Here is a 15,838-nt window from a genome sequence, read left to right as displayed (position 1 = left end):
GTCAGCAGGCAATCACGTTTACGGCCAGGCCGCCACGGGAGGTTTCCTTGTATTTCGATTTCATGTCGGCTCCTGTATCGCGCATGGTCTTAATTGCCTGGTCGAGCGATACCGTGTGCCGGCCATCGCCCTTGAGTGAAAGCCTAGCGGCATTGATCGCCTTTGAACTGGCGATGGCGTTCCTTTCGATGCACGGAATCTGCACCAGTCCGCCTATCGGATCGCACGTCAGGCCAAGGTTGTGCTCGATCCCGATCTCGGCGGCATTTTCCACCTGTTCCACCGTCCCGCCGATGACTTCGCACAAGCCGGCTGCCGCCATCGAACATGCGGACCCGACTTCACCCTGGCACCCTACTTCCGCTCCGGAGATAGACGCGTTTTCCTTGAACAGGATTCCGATGGCGGCAGCTGTCAGCAGGTAGCGGACCACGCCGTCGTCGTCGGCTCCGGGGATGAACTTGGCGTAGTAATGCAGCACCGCGGGGACGATGCCGGCAGCTCCATTGGTCGGTGCGGTCACCACGCGTCCGCCGGCGGCATTTTCCTCGTTCACCGCGAGCGCGAAGAGGTTCACCCAGTCCATCGCGCGGATCGGGTCCAGATCGTCCGCTTGCTCGGTCAGCTGCCGGTGCAGTTTCGCCGCCCGACGCGTCACTTTGAGCCCGCCGGGCAGGACGGTTTCTTCGGTGCTGCAGCCGTTGCTGACGCATTCCTGCATGACGTCCCAGATATGCAGCAGCTCAGCCCGGACTTCCTCCTCCGACCGCCACGACCTCTCGTTGGCCATCATCAATTCGCTGATGGACAACCCGTGGTCGTGGCATTGCTGCACCAGTTCGTCTCCGCTGCTGAATGGATACGGAACCTGGGTATCGTCCTCGACGATGCGGTCCTGGTCGGCGGCCTCCTCGGTGACCACGAAGCCGCCGCCGATCGAATAGTAGATCCGCTCGTCCAACAGCGTTCCGTTTTCATCGAGTGCACGGAAGGCCATGCCGTTGGGGTGCGCGGGCAACGACTTGCGGCTGTGCAACGTGACGTCGGCGGCCCGGTCGAAGCGCACAGGATGCGTTCCATTCAGGGCGAGTTTGCCTTCGTCGCAGATCTGCCGCACCGCCTCGTCGGCACCCAGCGCGTCGACCGTTTCGGGATCCTCACCCGTCAGGCCAAGGATCACCGCTTTGTCGGAACCATGCCCGACGCCGGTGGCTCCGAGCGAGCCGAAGAGTTCAGCCTGGACACGTTTTACAGCGTCCAGGCCCAGCTCTTCCGCTACGGCGGCAACGAATTGCTTCGCCGCCCGCATCGGCCCAACAGTATGGGACGACGACGGCCCGATTCCGACCGAGTACAGATCCGGCGCGCTCAGTGCCATTTCAGTTTGCCTCTGGCCTGTTCCCTGCGGGCCTGTTCCCTGCTGCGGCCGGCGCGGTCTGGCGGGCGGCCGGAACCGGTTGCGCAGCGGGAATCTCCGGAGCTGCGAATTCGGCCATACCGTCAATCAGCCAGCGGCCCAGGTAATCCGCGAACGATGCCCGCGGCATCAGCCGGTAGGTCGGCGCCTGAGCAGGTCCACCGGTGCTGGCAGGAAACCCGCCGCGTCCTTCGAGCTGCCACAGTACCGCCGGAACACCGGCGAGAACTGTGGAGACTGCGGTGCCCGGCGCAAAGGCGCGTGGGTGCAGATCGAGCGCGCAGCTCTTCTCCAAAACGGCGCGGGCGGAGGGTCCGGACAACTCCAGCGTGGTCCGGTTCGCCGAAACATCGACCACCGATCCCGGGGTGCCCTCAAGCTTGCCGGCGAGCGTCTGAACCAGCGGACCGGCGTCGTCGTCGGTAATCACCAGGAACTCATCCGGTCCCTGCCACAGCACGGTGCGGCCTTCCCCGGTGGCGGTTTGACCGCAGCCGGCCGGCAGGGTCGTGCCGAGCACTTCCGCCAGCTTCGCTGCCGTGTCGCTAGCCGGGTCCACACGCAGGCTGATCATCGTTACGTAGGCGACTTCCCGCAGCTGGACGCCGCGTTCACCGCTGACTCCCGCTGCCGCGAAGGCACCAGCCAGGTGCTCGGCGGGACTGTGACGCAAGGCTGCCAGTCCGCCCGCAGGCGGTCCGCCCGGCCGGGACAGTTCTTCCCGTCCCTGCTGCTCGTGCCCGGTTCCGTATTCCAATGCCGTACTAACCATCCCGCTTACTTCCTTCCCGGTCATACATAACGGTGTCCGTCACTTCGACTTCAATCAACTTTCCCTGCAGTGGAGCGACCAGCGTCTGGCCAATCCGCTCGCGGCCGCCCTTGATCAGCGCCAGCGCGAACGACCTGCCCATCGCCGGGCTGTAGTAGCTGGAGGTCACGTGTCCGACCATCGGCACCGGTCCGTCCTCGGGGGTGATCGGTGTGCCCTGCTCAACTATCTGCGCACCTTCCGGCAATCGGAACGTCTTATCCACCGGCAGCAGTCCGACGAGTTCCTTCCGGTTCACCCGCGTGTGATCCAGCCGGGTGTAGGAACGCTTGCCGATGAAGTCCTTGCGCTTGGAGACCACCCATTCCATCCCCGCATCCTGGGGTGTAACGGTTCCGTCCGTGTCCTGGCCGGAGATGATGAAGCCCTTCTCCGCGCGCAGCACGTGCATGGTTTCGGTGCCGTACGGGGTGATGTTGAATTCCGCCCCGGCTTCGGCCACCTGCTCCCATACGCTGAGTCCGTACCAGGACTCCACGTTGATCTCGAAGGCCAGTTCACCGGAGAACGAGATCCGGCAGATCCGTGCCGGAATGCCCGAGGCAAGCGTGGTCTGGCGGAATTCCATGAACTCGAAGGCCTCCTGCGAGACATCCAGGTCCGGCACCAGCTTCGCAACCACCTCGCGGGATTTAGGCCCGACGACGGCCACTGTGCTCCACTGCTCGGTCACCGAGGTGCACTTCACGTCCAGCTCCGGCCACTCGGTCTGGGACCATTCCTCCAGCCACTCGAGCACCTTGGCGGCACCTCCGGTGGTGGTGGTCATGAAGTACCGGTTGTCATCAATCCGCAGGGTCACGCCGTCGTCGAAAATCATTCCATCCGGCGTACACATGAGCCCGTAGCGGCCCTTGCCCGCCGGCAGTTTCTTGAACGCGTTGGTGTAGATGCGGTTCAGGAATTCGCCGGCGTCGACGCCCCAGATCTCGATCTTGCCGAGCGTGGTCGCGTCCTGGAAGCCGACTCCCTCACGGGCGGCACGGCATTCGCGTTCCACCGCGGCGTCCATGTCTTCGCCTTCCTGCGGGAAGTACCAGGGCCGCTTCCACTGTCCGACATCCTCGAATTCCGCTCCGTTGGCGACGTGCCAGGGGTGGATCGAGGTGAGCCGGGCGGCGTCGAAAAGCTTTCCGCGTTCCCGGCCGGCGAGCGCCACGAAGGCAACCGGGACGTAGGGGGCGCGGAACGTCGTCGTGCCGACTTCGCCCGGCCCCTTGCCCTCGAGCGCCTCGGCAATCACACCGATCGCGTTTACTGCCGACGTCTTGCCTTGATCGTTGGCGGTGCTCAATGAGGTGTAGCGCTTGACCAGCTCCACGCTGCGCATCCCCGCGCCGGTGGCCCGGAGGACGTCGGCAACGGTCGAGTCCCGCTGCAGGTCCACGAAGTGCGTGTTCCAGTCGACCGGTTCGCCTTCCGCGGCCGGGGTCAGCCACAGTGCCCGTGTGGGTGTGGCGCCGGCGGCGGGATCCGACAGCACCGGCAGCGGCGAGTCGCCGAAACCGGTCAGCGCTGCGGCACCGGCACCGGCCATGGCGCCTTCGCCCACGCATGCTGCCAATTCGTAGTTGCCGCGGGCGGAACCCACCACCTGCTGGTCTTCCACCGTATCCGCGGGAACGAATCCGACCAGCGTCCCGTCGAAGCGGAGCTTGCCCTGGCGCTGGCTGTGCAGATGGACGACTGGGCTCCAGCCGCCGGAGACCGCGAGTAGATCGCAGTCGGTGCTCTCGGGGGTGCCGGTGAGGACGTCGTCGTCGTCAATCGCGCTGATGGTTACGGACGTGATCCGGCCCTCGTTGGCGGAACCGGTCTCTGCGGCAGTGTCGATGACGGCGCTGCCGGTGAGAACCCGCAACCCGTCGATCGCCTTCGCCGTCTCCGCTGCCTTTGCGGACAGGTCCTGCCGCGCGTCCACTACCGCAGCCACTTCGACGCCGGCCGCTGCCAAGTCGGTGACGACGTCGTAGGCGCTGTCATTGGTGGTGGCGACGACGACCCGGGAACCGGCCGCAACGGCGTAACGGTTCAGGTAGCTGCGCACCGCGGAGGCGAGCATGATGCCGGGGCGGTCGTTGTTGGCAAAGACCAGCGGGCGTTCATGCGCACCGGTGGCGAGAACGACTTGCCCGGCGCGAACGTGCCAGACCCGCTGCCGGGAAACGCCGGCCGGAGCCGCATCACCCAGGTGGTCGGTGCGGTGTTCGAGGGCGAGCACGAAGTTGTCGTCATAGCTGCCGAAGGCGCTCGTGCGCTGCAGGATGGTGCACTCTTCTTCCGTCTCGAGGTCCGCCCGCACGCCGGCGACCCACTCGAGTGCCGGTTGTCCGTCAATCTTCTCGCCCGGGGTCGAGAGCAGCGAACCGCCCAGTTCCGGCTGGTCATCGATCAGGATGACCCGTGCACCGGTGGCGGCGGCATCCCGCGCAGCGGCCAGGCCTGCCGGCCCGCCGCCAACCACCAGCACGTCGGTGTGCACGTACTTCTTGTCGTAGATGGCGTTGTCGTCGGCGGGATCCAGTCGTCCCAGCCCGGACAGCAGCTCTGCTTCCAGGCCCTCGATCGCCGGAACCATGGTGGACTGCAGCATCGACTCGGCAACGCCGCTGCCCGCGGGAGCAACCCGGATCAAGGCGTTCGGCTCTTCCACGCCGGCGGAGAAGATGCCGCGCGGCCGCTTCAGGTACAGGGACGGGCCGGCTTCGATCCGGCCTGCGGCGAGCAGCGCCGAAGCCACGGTGTCGCCGGGATGCGCCGTCAGTTCACGGCCATCCACGGTCAACCGGAGCGTCGTGCTGCGGTCGATCCGGCCGCCGTCGGACAAGCGCTGTGTCGGGGTGCTCATGACTTTCCTCCAATTGCTGCAGCCGTAGTGCTGGTGGGGATTTCCGGGGGCGTCGTGCCCATCGGATAGGTGGCGAGCACCTTGTAAGTGCCGGTGTCGCGGATCGCATTGAACCAGCGGCGGCAGCCGACGCCGTGCATCCAACGTTCGGCGAAACGGCCCAGCGGGTTCGCCCGGTAGAACAGGAACTCGGCCCATTCATGGTCGCTGAGCTCGTCTGGATTTTCCGGGTACGCCACGTGCGCCTGGCCGCCGTAGGTGTATTCGGTCTCGTTGCGTGGCCCGCAGTAGGGGCATTCAATGAGCAGCATGGTGTCCTCTCAGTGCGCGACGGCGGCGGCGCCGTGCTCGTCGATCAATGCACCGCTGACGAAGCGGTCCAGGGCGAATGGTTTGTTCAAATCATGCGCTTCGCCGGTGGCGATGGTGTGCGCGAAGGTGTAGCCGGCCGCCGGGGTTCCCTTAAAGCCGCCCGTGCCCCAGCCGCAATTGACGTACAGGTTGTCCACCGGCGTCGTGCTGACAATCGGAGACGCATCTGCAGTGACGTCGACCGTCCCACCCCAGGTGCGCAGCACGTGTGCCCGGGCGAAGATCGGGAAGAGTTCGATGGAGGCGGCCATCTGTTCCTCGATCTTGTGGAACGAGCCGCGCTGGCCGTATCCGTTGTAGGCGTCGACGCCGGCACCCATCACCAGTTCGCCCTTGTGCGCCTGGGAAACGTAGACGTGCACGTGGTTCGACATCACGACGGTGGGATGGACCGGTTCGTGCAGTTCCGAAACCAGAGCCTGCAGCGGGTGCGACTGGATCGGCAGCCGGAAGCCGGCCATCTCCGCCAGCAGCGAGCTGCGTCCGGCGGCGGCCATTCCGACCGAACCGGCGTTGATGCGGCCCAGATTGGTTTCGACGCCGGTGACACGGTTGCCGTCCTTGATGAACCCGGTGACCTCGCAGCCCTGGATGATGTCCACACCCATGGCGTCACAGGCCCGGGCGAAGGCCCAGGCCACGTGGTCGTGCTTGGCGATGCCGGCCCGCGGCTGCCAGGTGGCGCCCATCACCGGGTAGCGGATGTTGTCCGAGGTATTCAGCACCGGACACAGTTCCTTGATCTCGTCCGGCTCGACCCAGAACGCGTCGACGCCGTTGAGCTGGTTGGCGTAGACCCGGCGGTTACTGTCCCGGACTTCCTGCATGGTATGCGCGAGGTTGAGGACACCGCGCTGGCTGAACAGGAAGTCGTAGTCCAGTTCCTCCGGCAGGCCCTCCCACAGCTTGAGCGAGTGCTCGTAGATGGCCGAGCTTTCATCCCAGAGGTAGTTGGAACGGATGATGGTGGTGTTGCGGGCCATGTTTCCGCCCGCGAGCCAGCCGCGTTCCAGGATGGCGATGTTGGTCATGCCGTGGTTCTTGGCCAGATAGTACGCCGTCGCCAGCCCGTGGCCTCCGCCGCCGATAATGACGGCGTCGTAGGAGGACTTGGGCTCGGCGTTGCGCCACAGGAATTCCTTGCGGTCGCCGAGCGAATCGTGTTCAACAGTGGGGGTGCTCATCGGGTGGCTCCGTTCTGGTACAGCGGGAACTGGTTGGCGAGCTGTTCGACGCGGGCGCGCAATTCGTCCAACACGCTCTCATCGAGCAGGGCTGCTCCGTCCAGGTCAGCATCCTGCGGGGCGGAACCCTCGGCAGATGAACCGTCGACGGCGGCAGGTGCGGTTTCCACCGCGCGTTCAGCCGCCGCGGCTGCAGCGCTAAGCGCGGTGGCGATGATGTCGGCAACTTCGGCGAAGTCCGCGCCGCCCAGACCGCGGGTGGCCAGCGCCGGTGTGCCGATGCGCAGACCGGAGGACACCATCGGTGGGCGCGGGTCGAACGGAATCGAATTCCGGTTGACCGTGATGCCGATCCGGTGCAGGAGGTCCTCGCCCTGCTTGCCGTTCAGCTGCGAGTTCCGCAGGTCGACCAGGACCAGGTGGACGTCGGTCCCGCCGGACAGCACGCTGATGCCTGCCTCTGCGACATCCGGCGCTGACAACCGGCCCGCCAGGATGCCTGCACCTTCGAGCGTCCGCCGCTGCCGCTCCCGGAATTCTTGCGAAGCGGCGATCTTGAACGCGACGGCCTTGGCTGCGATGACGTGCTCCAGCGGTCCGCCCTGCTGACCGGGGAAGACTGCGCTGTTGATCTTCTTGGCGTGTTCGGCCTTGCTCAGGATGACGCCGCCGCGGGGTCCACCCAGCGTTTTGTGCGTGGTGGTTGTGACGACGTCGGCATACGGCACGGGGCTTGGATGCAGGCCGGCGGCCACCAGGCCGGCGAAGTGGGCCATGTCCACCATCAGGTAAGCACCGACGTCGTCGGCAATCCGGCGGAACTCCGCGAAGTCGAGTTGGCGTGAGTAGGCGGACCATCCGGCGATGATCATCCGCGGGCGGTGCTCGTGGGCGAGCCGCTCGACCTCCGCCATATCCACCCGGTAGTCGCCGTCGTTTACGTGGTACGGAACCACGTTGTAGAGCTTGCCGGAGAAATTGATCCGCATCCCGTGCGTCAGGTGGCCGCCATGGGCCAGATCCAGTCCGAGAATGGTGTCCCCCGGGCTGAGCAGCGCGAACATGGCCGCGGCGTTGGCCTGCGCGCCGGAGTGCGGCTGTACATTTGCCGCTTCTGCGCCGAAGAGCGCCTTGATCCGGTCAATGGCGAGCTGCTCGACCACATCAACGTGTTCGCAACCGCCATAGTACCGGCGGCCCGGATACCCCTCGGCGTACTTGTTGGTCAGAACCGAGCCCTGTGCGGCCATCACGGCGGCGGGCGCGAAGTTTTCCGAGGCGATCATTTCCAGTGTCGACTGCTGCCGGTGCAGCTCGTCGTCGATGGCGGCGCTGACTTCCGGGTCTGCTTCTGAAAGCGGCTGGTTCAAGACAGCGGCCGTCTCATCCAGGAATGTCGGCTCGGTCTGCAGGGCGGTATCCATACGGTCCCCTTGGGTTGAAGTCTCGGTAATACGAAACTGATATATCAGTACTGGTGATTACGATATGCTGTAGCTCACAGAGAGTCAACAGCCATTCAAAAAGAAACTGCAGCTGGAAGGTGGATCGCTATCCCGATGAACACCATGCCCGACCTGATGGACACCCACAACGCCGGTCTGTCCATGGCCGAACGGGCCTACCGACAGGTCCGCGACAAGCTCATCACGCTCGAAATCCGCCCCGGCGATCCCATCAATGAAGGCAAACTTGCTGTTGAACTCGAAGTGGGGCGGACCCCGCTGCGGGAGGCCCTCAAGCGGCTCGAGAACGACCATCTGGTGGTTTCATATCCACGCCGCGGCACCTTCGCCACCATGGTTGATATCACCGAGCTCGCCCAGATTTCCGACATCCGGCAATCACTGGAGCCGCTGGCCGCCCGGCGCGCCGCCGAAGCCGCCACGTTCGAGGCCCGCGCGGAGCTGCGCGAACTGGCCGGGTCGATTGCCGGGCTGGACGCCGCCGAGGCTGATCCACGGACGCTGATGCGCTTCGACATCATGGTGCACCGCGCCGTCTACCGTTCCGCCGGCAATGAGCACCTCGAAGATGTGCTGATCCGCTACGACAACCTCGCTGTGCGGATCTGGTTCCTCGTGCTGAACAAACTCCCGCACGTTTCGGAGCACATCACCGAACACATCCGGCTGCTGCACGCAATTGCCGACGGCGATGCCGACCAGGCGGCGGAACTTGCCTACCACCACGTCCTCGACTTCGAACGCTCCATCCGCACGGTGCTCTAACAACCCCACAAAACTTCCAGCAGCGATATGTTGCCCTGCGATCCCGACGCCGGCAATCAGGCGATGCGGTGATTTATGAAGCGCGATGCTCCCGGGCAGCCTTGGCTGAGCCGAACCCGGACCAGTCCGCCTCTCCCGGTTTGCCCCAGATCACCAGCACCTTCAGCGGTACGGTCCCGGTATTGCGCAGGTCATGCTCCACCCCCTGGGAAGCGAGCACGGAATCCCCCGGTCCGATCTCATGGACGTCGTCGCCGACGCGCATGGAACCGGTCCCTTCCAGCACCAGATACATTTCCTCCAGCGGATTCCGGCCGGCGGGATGGGCATGCATACCTTCGCTGCCGCCGGGAGGCAGTTCCCATGTCTGCACTGCTACCGGTAACCGGGATTTATCCAGAAAGTGCCACTGCATTTCGACAGGGCCGTTCCCACCATGCAGTCGATACGGAAATTTGTTTTCGTGCGCTTTCTCCAACATGGCACCGCCCCTTGTCGTATTAGGTTGGTTTGCCGCCAAGACGAAGCGTGACTTGCCTTGCAGCCTGGATACAGGAACGGCCAAGCTCCTCCAGATCGTCCTCTGAGACACGGAACTTCGGAGCTGGAGTCATGACAGCCGCCACGGTGGAGCCGCGATGGTCATAGACGGGAGCAGCAACCCCAACTTCCTGTGGCGACGTCTCGCCATAATTGACGGCGTAGCCGCGTTTGGCGACCTCCTGCAGCCGCACCAGATAGTCCGCGCGCGCCCCTGCTTTTTCCGGCAGGCCTGCGATGGTGCCACTCTCGATAAGTGCCTTGGCTTGTTGCTGACCGTCAGCCGCCAGGAACACCTGCACGGAGGAACTCAGCGCAGTGTTGTACCTGGCGCCCAGATTGGAGGTGTGCTTTACCTCGTGCCTGCTCGGGACCTGTTCCACAGAGATGGCCTCCGCCCCATTCCAGACCAGCAAGGCACTTGTCTCGCCGCTGTGTTCAGTCAGCTCCTGGAGGACAGGATATGCCGCCCGGCGCACGTCCATATCGGCGAGCAGCGGACCGGCGAGGGCAATGATTCCCAAACCCAAACGGTAACGACGGGTGGGATCCCGTTCCACGATATTTTCGCGGTCCAGCGACGCCAGGATCCGGGACACCGTGCTCTTGTGCAGCCCTACCTTGGGCGCTATCTCCGTCACCCCGAGCAGCGGTGTCTCCGGGCTGAAGCAGCGCAGGATCGCGATCGTATTTTGAATAACAGATGCTCCCCGGCTGTCGCTCCCCGCATTGGCCTCTGCTTCAGAATTTGGACTCATAATAGTTTCATCGTAGTCGGGTGCTGCAGGCACGGATGGTTACCGCCGGCGTCGAACATGGTCCTTATTGCTTTATTTCTCACGCAGCGGCTCCCGCGAAGTTTCACGAGCACACAGCACTGCACTGAGTGCTATCGCGGCCGCCAGCATCAGATACCAGCCAGGCGCGAGGCTGGTGCCGAGCATTCCGATGAGCAGCGTCGCCATGAAGGGAGCGGTGCCGCCGAAGAGGGCGTTGGACAAGTTGAAGCTGACAGCAAAACCGCTGTACCGGATCCGTGTGGGGAACATTTCCGCCAGGAAGCTGGGAAGCGTTCCGTCGTTGAGCGTCAACATTCCACCCAAGGCGATCTGCACCAGGATGACGACCAGGAAGCTGCCTGTGTCGAGCAGCATGAAGGCGGGAATAGTGAACACGATGAAGAGCACGGAGGCACTGACCAGCAGCTTCTTCCGGCCGAAGATATCTGAAGCCAGTCCTGCGACGAAGATGAAACCGATGTACGCGATCAGTGCGAAAGTAGTCGCCAGGAATGACTCCGTCTTGCTGAATCCGAGCTCCTCCGACAAGTACGTCGGCATATAACTGAGCAGGACATAGAATCCGACGGCGTTCAGCAGGACGGCTCCGACGGCGATAAGCAGCGTGCGCCAATGGTCCCGGAACATCGTCCGGACCGGAGACGCGGCGACTTCTTCCTCTTCGGCCAGATTGCGGAAGGCGGGCGTGTCTTCGAGCCTTGTCCGGATGTAGCGGCCGATGATTCCCATCGGCGCCGCGAGGAAAAACGGCAGCCGCCAGCCCCAGCTCTCCATCTGATCCGTGGAGAGGACTCCATACAGCAAGCCGGCCATCAATGAACCGAAAAGGAGCCCGGTGGCGGTGCTGGCCGGCACGACGGCGGCAAAGAGTCCGCGCCGGTTCTTGGGAGCATATTCGACCAGGAAGGCGGACGCTCCGGCATACTCACCGGCTGCGGAGAACCCCTGCACAATGCGCACGAACAGCAGCAAGAGTGGAGAAAGCAGGCCGACCGCCTGGTAGCTCGGCAGCAGCCCAATCGCGAAAGTGGACAGGGACATAATCAGGATCGAGAGGGACAGCGCCGTCCGCCGTCCGACCTTGTCGCCAATGTGTCCCCAGACGAAGCCGCCGATCGGCCGGACGACGAAAGAAACGGCAAACAATCCGAATGTAGCCAGCAGTGCCGTTTCACCCGCAGATTCGGGGAAGAATACGACGGCGATCGTTGCGGCCAGGTAGCCGTACACCGCGTAGTCGAACCATTCAACGAAATTGCCAATAAAGCTCGCGGCAACAACACGACGCCGTGTCTTTGAGCCGATCTCGTCGGTGAGCATTTGGTTTGGCCGGTCCTTCATGTCCGTTACGGAGCTCGTCTCATCAATCATGTTTTGCCCATCTTCGCCGTTGTTGCACTCTTCGCAACTGAGTTGCATCAACCGTAAATGTGGTCGGAGTCACTGTCAACAGTCCATTTCAAGTTTCCCTGCCCGTCAGCCCGGTGGCGCGAACCAGCCTCGGGAAAGCATCCACCAGGGGTCGGAGTGCCTATTGACAGTGACCAGCATCACCCATAGTCTGATGCAACCGAGTTGCGTTCAATGCAACCGCACCAGTTTTCCCGCTCGAACCGGAGTAGCAGCAGGGAAGTAACCAAGAAGACTAGGAAGGGTCCTGACATGACCGCAGTGGACGAAAGAATGACCAGCGTTTCAGAGTTGGAGCGCTTGAAGGTTCTGCACAATGGAGCCAAGGAGACACTGACGTTTTCCGATGCCGAGTTCGAACGCCGGCTTTCAGGACTGCGCCGGATCATGGCCGAAAAGCAGCTGGACGCTGTTGTCCTGACGTCGTATCAGAGCATCAAGTACTACTCGGATTTCCTGTTCACCACCTTCGGCCGCTCCTACGCCATGGTCGTCACCGATGAAGACACGGTCACGGTCACCGCCAATATCGACGCCGGCATGCCGTGGCGCCGCAGCTACGGCGAAAACATCGTCTACACGGACTGGCGCCGCGACAACTACATTCACGGCATCCAGGAGGCACTGCGCCAGCGGGGAATAACCGTACGCCGGCTGGGTGTCGAAGACGACAGCCTCCCGTTGGATAACCGCAACAAGATCCAGGCCGCCTTCGAAGGTGCCGAGCTGGTGGACGTTGCACAGGCAGCCATGCGCCAGCGGATGGTCAAGTCGGCCGAGGAAATCGCCGTCATCAAGCACGGCGCACGCATCGGCGACCTCGGTGGCGAAGCCATCAAGGCCGCGATCCGCGAGGGCATCAGCGAATACGAAGTGGCGCTGATCGGCACCGAAGCCATGGTCCACGAAATCGCCCGCACCTTCCCGGACAGCGAGATCCGGGACACCTGGGTCTGGTTCCAGTCCGGCATTAATACCGACGGCGCACACAACTGGGCCACCACGCGTAAACTTCAGCGCGGAGACATCCTGTCGCTGAACTGTTTCCCGATGACCTCGGGTTACTACACCGCCCTGGAGCGCACACTGTTCCTTGGCCAGCCGGACGAACGCTCACTGGAACTGTGGAACGTCAACGTCGAGGTTCACCGCCGTGGACTGGAACTGATCAAACCCGGTGCCGTTTGCAAGGACATCGCCGCCGAACTCAACGAAATCTATATTGACCACGGCCTGCTGGCCAACCGCACCTTCGGCTACGGGCACTCCTTCGGCGTACTCAGCCACTACTACGGCCGTGAAGCGGGACTTGAACTGCGTGAGGACATCGACACGGTTCTGGAACCCGGCATGGTCGTATCCATGGAACCGATGATTACCGTCATGGACGGTCAGCCGGGAGCCGGCGGATACCGCGAACACGACATCCTCGTCGTCGACGAAACCGGCTCCGAAAACATCACCAAATTCCCGTTCGGCCCTGAACACAACATCATCGAGGCCTAAGGAATCAGTATCAGCGGCGGCGTTGTCCCTTCCGGGCAACGCCGCCGTAACCCCTCATCCCGGGGCCCCCCTGTTGGCATTGCCGCCGCCAGAGCCTCATTCGGATAGCTGCCGGTCCAGGATATGGAGAATCGCAGGAATGCTTCGCAACAGCGTGTACATGGAAGAGCTCGACGCTTTCACCTACCGGGAAAAGATCGCGGATGAGGGCATGGTCCTGATCCCCGGAGGAGCAATTGAACAGCATGGGCCTCACCTGCCCATGAATGTGGATGTGCTGCTGTCGCGGACGATGGCCGGGGCCGTAGCCCAGGAGATTGACGCCGTCGTCGCCGCCCCCATTGTCTACGGCTACAAATCCCAGCAGCGTTCCGGCGGAGGCAGCCATCTCTCCGGCACAACGAGCCTGGACGGTGCCACCATCATCGACATCGCAAAGTCACTCACACTGGAGTTTGCCGACCATGGCGTCCGCAAAATCGGCTTCGTCAATGGCCACTTCGAGAACTACCAATTCCTGTACGAGGGCGTCGACCTCGCCATCAGGGAACTCAAAAAGAGCGGGATCGAGGACATGAAAGTAGTCCTGCTTTCCTACTGGGATTTCGTCGACGACGCCACAATCTCAGAGCTGTATCCGGAAGGCTTTACCGGATGGGACCTGGAGCACGGCGGAGTGCTCGAAACCTCCTTGATGCTGCACCTTTACCCGGGCATGGTCGACATGGACCGCGTCGATGATATTCCGCCCGCAACCCTCCCCAGCTACGACGTTTTGCCAGTGCGGCCCGAGCTCACCCCGGACTCCGGTTGCCTGTCGTCCGCCGCCAACGCCACGGCGGAAAAAGGCGAAATCCTACTGAAACGGGCGTCCGCCGGCATGGCCGGGGCGCTCCAGAATGAATTCAGGATGTGATCGACGATGATCGAAAATCAAGAACCGATGCAAGCAGAAGTTGTCGTACCTAAGACCGATCGACCACCAGTTGACGAAGCGGGCGCGGAAACTCCCAAGGAAGCAAAACGCCGCATGTTCGACGACGGCATCATCAAGTGGCTGTCGGTCGTCTCCGTCGTCGCTATCCTGGTTTTTGCGGTTGCCGTTCCCGATGCGGCGGCCGATGCCATCGGCGTCGCCCGTACCTTTGTCACCGAATACTTCACTTGGTTCTTCGTGCTGTATTCAATCTTGGCCTTGGGGGTTTGCGGTTGGCTGGCGTTCGGCCGGTTTGGACGCACCCGCTTGGGCGGACCGGGCGCAAAGCCGGACTACAGCAAGTTCGCCTGGTACTCGATGCTCTTTGCCTGCGGCCAAGGCATCGGACTGATCTTTTGGTCCGTCGCCGAACCGATCATGCTCAAGGAGGAGAGCCCGCTCTTCAGCGGAGGTTCCACCGCCGTCGAGGACGGGGCCATGGCGTGGTCCTACTTCCACTGGGGACTGACCGCCTGGGCAATGTATTGCATCGTTGCGATCTGCCTGGCCTACTCACACTTCAACCTCGGCAAGAAGCTCACGTTCCGTGACGCTGTTGTCGACTTCTTTCCGGTCAGATACCGCCGGGGCATCGGCGTCGTCGTCGAATTGCTCGCTATCCTTGCCTGCGTACTTGGCCTCGCGACGTCGTTCGGCTTCGCGACACTGCAGTTCACTTCCGGCCTCACGTCGTTTACCGGCATCGAGGCCAGCATGCCGGTGTGGATTGGCGTCGTCGTAGCTTTCGCGGCCCTCGCCGCCGTGTCGGTGTACTTCGGGATCAGCAAGGGCATGAAGCGCATCAGCGAGATCAACTCCATCCTGAGCATCGTCCTCGTCGTGGCGGTCTTCGTTTTCGGACCGATCGTCTATCTGGCCTCCACGCTGCTGCAGACCTTCGGTGTCTTCGGCCAGAACTTCGTCTCCATGAGTCTGTGGGCCGAATCCGGCGTAGCCGCTCAAGGAATCAGCAGTTGGCAGGACAGCTGGAATGGCTGGTGGACGGTCTTCATTTGGTGCTGGGTGATCGCTTTCTCCGCATTCGTCGGACCCTTCATCGCCCGGATCTCCAAGGGCAGGACGATCAAGGAATTCGTGCTCGGCGTGACGGTGATTCCCTCCGTCATCGTGATGGTCTGGATCGGCATCCTTGGCGGCGCCGCCCTTTACTACGACAACAACAACGACGGCGCGATCTCGGGAGAGGTCGCGGAGAGCACCGAGAGCGGTCTGTTTGCGATGCTCGACTACGTTCCCGTTGTCGGAACGGTGCTGCTGGTCGTGGCCACGATTCTGGTGGCCACGTACTACATCACCTCGTTGGATTCCGGGGTGCACGCACTCTCCGGTTTCGTGGCCTCGTCCAAGACGCCCAGCCGGAGCTTCCGGGTAATCCTGGTGGTCAGCATTGCCGCGATCACCGTGGCCTTGCTGACGCTGGGCGGGATCTCGGTGATCGGCACGGTACAGACAGGAACCATCATTGGAGCCTTTCCGCTGGCGTTCGTGCTGATCATCATGTTCGCCAACCTGGTCAAACGGCTGCGGAAGCATGAAAGGCCTCAGCGGATCGAAGCGTTGACTGTCGAAGACATCGCCGTCGACGAGAATCACGAGGAACCGACCGGCAGCCGTCCGTAACGACACTGGTTCGGCCAAAGGGCGGGGTCACGGCAACGTGGTCCCGCCTTTCGTCGTCGGGCGGCGGAACTAGAATGGTTG

13 protein-coding genes are annotated in these 15,838 nt (G+C 63.0%); 4 read left to right on the top strand and 9 right to left on the bottom strand.

Going from position 1 to position 15,838, the window contains the following annotated elements; all coding sequences use genetic code 11:
- Position 1 precedes the first annotated feature (1 nt).
- From ACX80B_RS06810 to glyA, 6 genes are read right to left on the bottom strand one after another with little or no spacing between them, the layout of a single operon-like run.
- Positions 2-1,378 (bottom strand): L-serine ammonia-lyase, encoded by a 1,377-nt coding sequence (locus tag ACX80B_RS06810; RefSeq protein ID WP_459294407.1) that lies wholly within the window; start codon positions 1,376-1,378, stop codon positions 2-4.
- Between the two features lies 1 nt (position 1,379).
- Positions 1,380-2,189, bottom strand: a complete 810-nt coding sequence (locus ACX80B_RS06805) for a sarcosine oxidase subunit gamma (protein ID WP_459294405.1) — start codon at positions 2,187-2,189, stop codon at positions 1,380-1,382.
- Positions 2,182-5,097: a sarcosine oxidase subunit alpha family protein gene (locus ACX80B_RS06800; protein ID WP_459294403.1), complete on the bottom strand. Its 2,916-nt coding sequence runs from the start codon at positions 5,095-5,097 to the stop codon at positions 2,182-2,184. The genes ACX80B_RS06805 and ACX80B_RS06800 overlap by 8 nt, the downstream gene beginning before the upstream one ends.
- On the bottom strand, positions 5,094-5,408 hold the full coding sequence (locus ACX80B_RS06795; protein ID WP_459294401.1) for a sarcosine oxidase subunit delta: 315 nt from the start codon (positions 5,406-5,408) through the stop codon (positions 5,094-5,096). The genes ACX80B_RS06800 and ACX80B_RS06795 overlap by 4 nt, the downstream gene beginning before the upstream one ends.
- Positions 5,409-5,417: 9 nt before the next feature.
- Positions 5,418-6,653, bottom strand: a complete 1,236-nt coding sequence (locus ACX80B_RS06790; RefSeq protein WP_459294399.1) for a sarcosine oxidase subunit beta family protein — start codon at positions 6,651-6,653, stop codon at positions 5,418-5,420.
- On the bottom strand, positions 6,650-8,077 hold the full coding sequence (gene glyA, locus ACX80B_RS06785; protein WP_459294397.1) for a serine hydroxymethyltransferase: 1,428 nt from the start codon (positions 8,075-8,077) through the stop codon (positions 6,650-6,652). Before glyA ends, ACX80B_RS06790 begins: the two co-directional genes overlap by 4 nt.
- Positions 8,078-8,212: 135 nt before the next feature.
- Here glyA and ACX80B_RS06780 point away from each other — a divergent pair, with 135 nt between their 5' ends.
- Positions 8,213-8,884, top strand: coding sequence for a GntR family transcriptional regulator (locus ACX80B_RS06780; RefSeq protein ID WP_459294395.1), 672 nt, complete (start codon positions 8,213-8,215; stop codon positions 8,882-8,884).
- A gap of 73 nt (positions 8,885-8,957) precedes the next feature.
- Here ACX80B_RS06780 and ACX80B_RS06775 read toward each other — a convergent pair whose 3' ends face one another.
- From ACX80B_RS06775 to ACX80B_RS06765, 3 genes are all read right to left on the bottom strand, one after another.
- Positions 8,958-9,365 carry a cupin domain-containing protein gene (locus tag ACX80B_RS06775; protein WP_459294393.1) on the bottom strand — a complete coding sequence of 136 codons (408 nt, stop codon included), beginning with the start codon at positions 9,363-9,365 and terminating at the stop codon, positions 8,958-8,960.
- A 19-nt stretch (positions 9,366-9,384) separates the two neighbouring features.
- A complete protein-coding gene (locus tag ACX80B_RS06770; RefSeq protein ID WP_459294391.1) occupies positions 9,385-10,182 on the bottom strand; it encodes an IclR family transcriptional regulator in 798 nt (265 codons plus the stop codon).
- Positions 10,183-10,254: 72 nt separating this feature from the next.
- Positions 10,255-11,565, bottom strand: coding sequence for an MFS transporter (locus ACX80B_RS06765; RefSeq protein ID WP_459294954.1), 1,311 nt, complete (start codon positions 11,563-11,565; stop codon positions 10,255-10,257).
- Positions 11,566-11,907: 342 nt separating this feature from the next.
- Between ACX80B_RS06765 and ACX80B_RS06760 the strand changes: the two genes are divergently transcribed.
- The 3 genes from ACX80B_RS06760 to ACX80B_RS06750 all read left to right on the top strand — a co-directional run bounded on the left by ACX80B_RS06760 (position 11,908) and on the right by ACX80B_RS06750 (position 15,757).
- Entirely contained in the window at positions 11,908-13,140 is a 1,233-nt protein-coding gene (locus ACX80B_RS06760) for a M24 family metallopeptidase (protein ID WP_459294389.1), read from the top strand.
- A gap of 139 nt (positions 13,141-13,279) precedes the next feature.
- Positions 13,280-14,056, top strand: coding sequence for a creatininase (locus ACX80B_RS06755; protein WP_459294387.1), 777 nt, complete (start codon positions 13,280-13,282; stop codon positions 14,054-14,056).
- Between the two features lie 6 nt (positions 14,057-14,062).
- Positions 14,063-15,757 (top strand): BCCT family transporter, encoded by a 1,695-nt coding sequence (locus ACX80B_RS06750; protein ID WP_459294385.1) that lies wholly within the window; start codon positions 14,063-14,065, stop codon positions 15,755-15,757.
- Positions 15,758-15,838 lie beyond the last annotated feature (81 nt).

It is taken from the genome of Arthrobacter monumenti (assembly GCF_054511255.1).
Note: the sequence above shows the minus strand (reverse complement) of the source record. Positions and strands in the feature narration are given on the sequence as shown.

Excerpts from the sequence above, each read along its gene's own strand:
- ACX80B_RS06775 (WP_459294393.1), bottom strand. The coding sequence starts at position 9,365 with ATGTTGGAGAAAGCGCACGAAAACAAATTTCCGTATCGACTGCATGGT.
- ACX80B_RS06770 (WP_459294391.1), bottom strand. The coding sequence starts at position 10,182 with ATGAGTCCAAATTCTGAAGCAGAGGCCAATGCGGGGAGCGACAGCCGG.
- ACX80B_RS06780 (WP_459294395.1), top strand. The coding sequence starts at position 8,213 with ATGAACACCATGCCCGACCTGATGGACACCCACAACGCCGGTCTGTCC.
- ACX80B_RS06760 (WP_459294389.1), top strand. The coding sequence starts at position 11,908 with ATGACCAGCGTTTCAGAGTTGGAGCGCTTGAAGGTTCTGCACAATGGA.
- ACX80B_RS06765 (WP_459294954.1), bottom strand. The coding sequence starts at position 11,565 with ATGAAGGACCGGCCAAACCAAATGCTCACCGACGAGATCGGCTCAAAG.
- ACX80B_RS06805 (WP_459294405.1), bottom strand. The coding sequence starts at position 2,189 with ATGGTTAGTACGGCATTGGAATACGGAACCGGGCACGAGCAGCAGGGA.
- ACX80B_RS06795 (WP_459294401.1), bottom strand. The coding sequence starts at position 5,408 with ATGCTGCTCATTGAATGCCCCTACTGCGGGCCACGCAACGAGACCGAA.
- ACX80B_RS06750 (WP_459294385.1), top strand. The coding sequence starts at position 14,063 with ATGATCGAAAATCAAGAACCGATGCAAGCAGAAGTTGTCGTACCTAAG.
- glyA (WP_459294397.1), bottom strand. The coding sequence starts at position 8,077 with ATGGATACCGCCCTGCAGACCGAGCCGACATTCCTGGATGAGACGGCC.
- ACX80B_RS06800 (WP_459294403.1), bottom strand. The coding sequence starts at position 5,097 with ATGAGCACCCCGACACAGCGCTTGTCCGACGGCGGCCGGATCGACCGC.
- ACX80B_RS06790 (WP_459294399.1), bottom strand. The coding sequence starts at position 6,653 with ATGAGCACCCCCACTGTTGAACACGATTCGCTCGGCGACCGCAAGGAA.
- ACX80B_RS06755 (WP_459294387.1), top strand. The coding sequence starts at position 13,280 with ATGCTTCGCAACAGCGTGTACATGGAAGAGCTCGACGCTTTCACCTAC.
- ACX80B_RS06810 (WP_459294407.1), bottom strand. The coding sequence starts at position 1,378 with ATGGCACTGAGCGCGCCGGATCTGTACTCGGTCGGAATCGGGCCGTCG.